Annotated in this window: 7 protein-coding genes and 2 pseudogenes; 4 read left to right on the top strand and 5 right to left on the bottom strand. The window is 36.0% G+C overall.

Annotated features, from left to right (window positions below):
• A pseudogene (locus tag GVV20_RS10165) lies at positions 1 to 117 on the top strand (IS30 family transposase); the annotation flags it as partial.
• A 51-nt stretch (positions 118 to 168) separates the two neighbouring features.
• Here GVV20_RS10165 and GVV20_RS10170 read toward each other — a convergent pair.
• The 4 genes from GVV20_RS10170 to GVV20_RS10185 form a co-directional block, all read right to left on the bottom strand.
• Positions 169 to 909: a YaaA family protein gene (locus GVV20_RS10170; protein WP_159741619.1), complete on the bottom strand. Its 741-nt coding sequence runs from the start codon at positions 907 to 909 to the stop codon at positions 169 to 171.
• Positions 906 to 1265: an arsenate reductase family protein gene (locus GVV20_RS10175; RefSeq protein ID WP_159741618.1), complete on the bottom strand. Its 360-nt coding sequence runs from the start codon at positions 1263 to 1265 to the stop codon at positions 906 to 908. Before GVV20_RS10175 ends, GVV20_RS10170 begins: the two co-directional genes overlap by 4 nt.
• Before the next feature lie 24 nt (positions 1266 to 1289).
• On the bottom strand, positions 1290 to 1808 hold the full coding sequence (locus GVV20_RS10180; RefSeq protein ID WP_159741617.1) for a hypothetical protein: 519 nt from the start codon (positions 1806 to 1808) through the stop codon (positions 1290 to 1292).
• 71 nt (positions 1809 to 1879) lie between these two features.
• On the bottom strand, positions 1880 to 2389 hold the full coding sequence (locus GVV20_RS10185; RefSeq protein WP_236261805.1) for a transcription repressor NadR: 510 nt from the start codon (positions 2387 to 2389) through the stop codon (positions 1880 to 1882).
• Between the two features lie 136 nt (positions 2390 to 2525).
• On the opposite strand from GVV20_RS10185, the gene GVV20_RS10190 reads away from it, so the two are divergent.
• The 3 genes from GVV20_RS10190 to GVV20_RS10200 are packed head-to-tail and all read left to right on the top strand — an operon-like array spanning position 2526 to position 4506.
• Positions 2526 to 3533, top strand: a complete 1008-nt coding sequence (locus GVV20_RS10190; protein WP_159741616.1) for an LTA glycolipid anchor biosynthesis glycosyltransferase, IagA/BgsA family — start codon at positions 2526 to 2528, stop codon at positions 3531 to 3533.
• Positions 3533 to 3925 carry an arsenic metallochaperone ArsD family protein gene (locus GVV20_RS10195; protein ID WP_159741615.1) on the top strand — a complete coding sequence of 131 codons (393 nt, stop codon included), beginning with the start codon at positions 3533 to 3535 and terminating at the stop codon, positions 3923 to 3925. The genes GVV20_RS10190 and GVV20_RS10195 overlap by 1 nt, the downstream gene beginning before the upstream one ends.
• Positions 3925 to 4506: a hypothetical protein gene (locus GVV20_RS10200; RefSeq protein WP_159741614.1), complete on the top strand. Its 582-nt coding sequence runs from the start codon at positions 3925 to 3927 to the stop codon at positions 4504 to 4506. The genes GVV20_RS10195 and GVV20_RS10200 overlap by 1 nt, the downstream gene beginning before the upstream one ends.
• 27 nt (positions 4507 to 4533) lie before the next feature.
• On the opposite strand, the pseudogene GVV20_RS10205 reads toward GVV20_RS10200, so the two are convergent.
• A pseudogene (locus GVV20_RS10205) lies at positions 4534 to 4650 on the bottom strand (IS30 family transposase); the annotation flags it as partial.

Consider the following 4650-nt stretch of genomic DNA (forward strand, 5'->3'; position numbering starts at 1 on the left):
CAATATCTTGATGACATTGCCTTTAAAATCAACTCAATGCCTCGCAAAATGTTTGACTTTAAAACTGCTTATGAGATAGAATTTTTAAAAATGAATAGTGGTGCGGTTGAGATTTGATAAAAGAAAACCGTACCAGTAAGGTACGGTTTTACTACATAGTACAAATAATTATACTTTCTGCATTTCTAGTTGGTTTGTTGAGTGAATATATACCAACGATGAATCATTTGAAAGATCGTGTTGAAATTCATATCCGTGGACAGAGATTGATTTAAGAGCATTAACTGTTCTTACTTTGTTCTTGATGATTTCTTGCACAAATGCACCTCTTGCCGATTTAACATAAGTTGATTTTGCAGTATATTTAACTCCGTCAAATTCTTTAAACTCTATATTAATAACGGGGCCATCAATTTTTGAAAAGTCTACAGAGTTTGAATACTCTTTTGAAGCTAGATTAATTATAGGCATTTGGAGTGAATTTATATATGCTGTCACATACTCTGTCCAATAGTCATATAAATCTATAGATATATCGCTTAAATAATCCAAACGATAAGGTGCAATAGTATCAAAAGGCTTATGTAGGCCAAAGAGTGAAGAAAGTATAATTAAGTGTGAATTTGCGTATTCAAGATCAGTTTTTGACCATGAATCTACATTCATAGATTTAAATGAAGCACCTTTAAATGAAAATATTGCAGCACCACAAGGCTGGTAGTTATTAATCATTTCGAGAGACTTATGGACAATCTTATCGGAAGCCTTATAAACTTTTTTTGCTTGATTGAAATCAAGTTGATTGAGTTCATTAAATATCATAAGAGATTCTGTGTTAAATACAGGTACTTGATAATAGTTCAATGGTGACTCAACCATCGTTTTTGTTGGGGAAATTAATGTAATCATTTTGCGAACAACTCCAAATAATCACTTTCTCTAAATCCCACCAAGATTGTGTTAGCGTGAATTAGAATTGGACGCTTCACGAGTCGACCAGATGTTGCGAGTAAATCTATGGCTTCATCATCGGTTAAAGTCGGAAGTTTATCTTTCAAGTTTAACTCTCGATACATAATACCTGAAGTATTGAAAAAGGATTTTAGTGGAAGTCCACTTACTTCAATCCATGAATGCAATTCTTCAGATGTTGGGTTGTCGTCCATTATTTCACGCGAATCAAAGTCAATTTCTAGTTCTCTGAGTAATTTTTCTGCTTTCTTACAGGTTGAGCATTTCTTATAGCAAATAAATTGTGTTTTCATATCACTGCCTCCAAGCCAGTAACACTATCTTATCACAGTTTTTACTTTGCCGAAGACTGTTTGAGCAATGAAGAAATCAACTATACTGTGGATAAACCCGCCGATGCCGACAAGAAGTATGATATTAACTATATAGCTACTATTCTGGGAAAGAGTTTTAGTGAAGTAAAATGGTGTAACAACCAGAACTTCTGAACTTGCGTGGATAATGGCAATGATAATGTTGAAAATAAGTAATTGTTTTTTATTTTTGATTAGCGAAGGATGCTTTTGCAAATATAGCGCTCCGATCGTAGCGAAGATAACGTGTGATAGAGCCCGTGCAGCAATTTCTGGAGTAGTTGTCATAAGGAAGCCAAAGGCTGTCCCTAGAGCCACAGAAACCGCCGTTACAGGGGATATAAACATCGCAATGAAGATTGGCACGTGTGACGCTAAAGTGTAGGATGCAGGGGGCAGAATGAACTTAGGCATAAAAGTGGGAATCGCAATTCCCATTGCAATTAAAATGGCACTCAAGGTAATATTCTTTGTTGTTTTCATAGTTTCTCCTAGGTGTCTTGACACCTAGGACTATAGTAAATAAATAAAAGCTAGGTGTCAAGACACCTAGCTTAGTTTGATTCATAAAGAAGATTATGTTTTCTCAGAAGTTTAAGAATAAACTGATAGTGTGCATCATCATTGCATGCAATCGTGTGGATATGAATGCCATCTGTAAGTGAAGATAGTGGCGTTCCGTTTTTACTAATGAATGCCTCAATATCTTCATGCGTATTGATATTGAGTTGACCAGTAATTTCACCATAAATTGGGTGTTCCACGGTCACATCAATCACAGAGACATCATTGTCGACCAGTAAAGATAATTCTCTTCGTGTGTCTTCATTATGATGTGCGACTGGAATAATATAGTGAGGGCGTTTATCGGTTTGATTGATAATATAGCCTCGTGGTGTCGCTTGGATACTAACACCTTGTGCTCGCAAAAGCGCAATATCACCTACGATAATTTGTCGAGAAACCTTAAAGATATTGGCAATATACTGTGCACTAAGCGGGCGTTTATGTTCTTGCATAAGTAATTCAACAATCGAAATTCTTCGTTTTTCTCCGGTCATCATACACCCTCAATCTTTCTATATAGTTAATGAATTTATCTTCTAAATACAGTAGAATTTTTATCGCAGTTTGCGAATTGACAGTGAAAGTACATAGTGGTACTGTATTAGTAATAATGATACAGCAAAGGTGGTATTTATGAAAGTCTTATTATATCAACGAGGTGAAAAAGCCTTAAGTAAATCAGGAATTGGGAGAGCGATGAAGCATCAAGTCAGAGCACTGACAGAAGCGGGTGTTCCATTTACTACTGATGAAAATGATTCTTATGATATCGTACACATTAACACAGTCGATTTAGCGGCACGTGCTATGGCTAATAAAGCACGTAAAGAGGGAAAGAAAGTCGTATACCATGCTCACTCAACAGAGGAAGATTTTAGAAATTCTTTCATATTTTCCAACCAATTATCGCCACTTTTTAAAATGCATATTATTTCAAGTTATGAGTTAGGTGATTATATATTAACACCGACTCCATATGCTAAACAAATTCTTGAATCGTATGGTATAGAGAAACCCATTCAAGCTGTTTCTAACGGTATTGACTTGGCTCGTTTTACACATGATGACTCAAAGGTGAAGGCATTTAGAGAATATTTCAACTTACCGGAAGATCGGAAAGTGATTATTTCAGTCGGATTGTATTTTGAGCGTAAAGGATTACCCGATTTTATGGAGGTCGCACGTGCATTACCGGAGTACACATTTATTTGGTTTGGACATACACCACTTGCGAGTGTTACATCTAAGGTTAGGGATGCAATTCGTGAGAAGCCGAATAATGTAATTTTGCCAGGATACATAAAGGGTGACATTATCGAAGGCGCATATGCATCTGCAGATGTATTCTTTTTCCCATCGTATGAAGAAACTGAAGGAATCGTAGTTCTGGAGGCTCTAGCTTCTCGTTGTCAAACCATTGTTCGTGATATTGGTGTCTATGATCCTTGGTTGGTTCATGAGGAAAGTTGTTATAAAGGAAATTCAATCCGTGATTTTGTCTACTTGATTCGGGCATATTTAAGGGATGAATTACCCTCGACAACTGAGGCTGCGTATAAAGTTGCTGAGGAACGAAGTATAAAAGAAATTGGAATTCAATTGAAGGATGTTTATGAGCGAGTGTTAAAGGGGGAGTATTGATGGAATTAAAAATTTATGAATCGTCAGTAGATTTAGCGACCTCGTTATTAGGTATTAGTACAGATGTTAGACGTGAAAATTTTGATAAATTAATTGATATGTTACAAGATAGCGAAATTAATATTCAACGTATTAATGATCCTCAGGCGTCAAACCAATTTAACTTATTATTGCCTGTTCTTGTCGTGGATGGCGAGATTGTTCATTCGGGGGCATATCCTAAAGCTAAGGAATTGTCTGCCATTCTGAAGATAGATGAATCAATTTTTGATGGAATTGTGGAAAAAAGCGAGTTATTTACTGCTGCAAATACTGGCAGAATAGGTGTGTGTTGCGGTGTGGGGACAGATGTCTATCTAGATCCATATGACGACGACATGGAGGATTTCTAATGATAAAAAGAATTTCTATCGTTGGTGTGTTTTTAGTGTTATTGCTAGGATGTGGTTCCAAAGACCCTGAAATAGTAAAGCCTGTAGAGCCGGAAATCGTTTTGGAAACGTCACTTAATGTGTCTCTTAAAGGCATAAAGTACGTGCTACCGGCGCCGTATCAAGATTTTGTTGCGAATGGGTGGGTTCCTGAGCAGGATATTGATCAAGTAATGCCTCCAAAAACAAAAATGAGTAATATGTATTTAAGAAATAATGACAACATCATAAAAGTAACGTTTAGTAATGACAGTGACCAAGAAGTGAAAATGTCAGAAGCAAAAATTGCAGAGATATATGCTGAAAATAGAACTTTTGGTGGTGATGTATCTGTAGATATTGTAGTGAATGATTTTCTGACATTTGAAACGCCATTAAGCGATGTAGAAGCAAGGTTTGGTGTCTATGAGTTAAAGTCGAATGAAGTATTTGATGAATATACGTTTATACTGAGTCCTGTTGAAAAACTTGTAATAAGTTATCATAAGGATGGTAGTGATGGAAACCAAAGTCGTTGGATTGGTGTAATAGATTACAAATAACCCTGCTGGTGGGGTTATTTTCTTTTATCAAATCTCAACCGCACCACTATTCATTTTTAAAAATTCTATCTCATAAGCAGTTTTAAAGTCAAACATTTTGCGAGGCATTGAGTTGATTTTAAAGGCAATGTCATCAAGATATTG

This window comes from Erysipelothrix aquatica, assembly GCF_009828775.2.
GTDB classification, from domain to species: Bacteria; Bacillota_I; Bacilli_A; order Erysipelotrichales; family Erysipelotrichaceae; genus Erysipelothrix; species Erysipelothrix aquatica.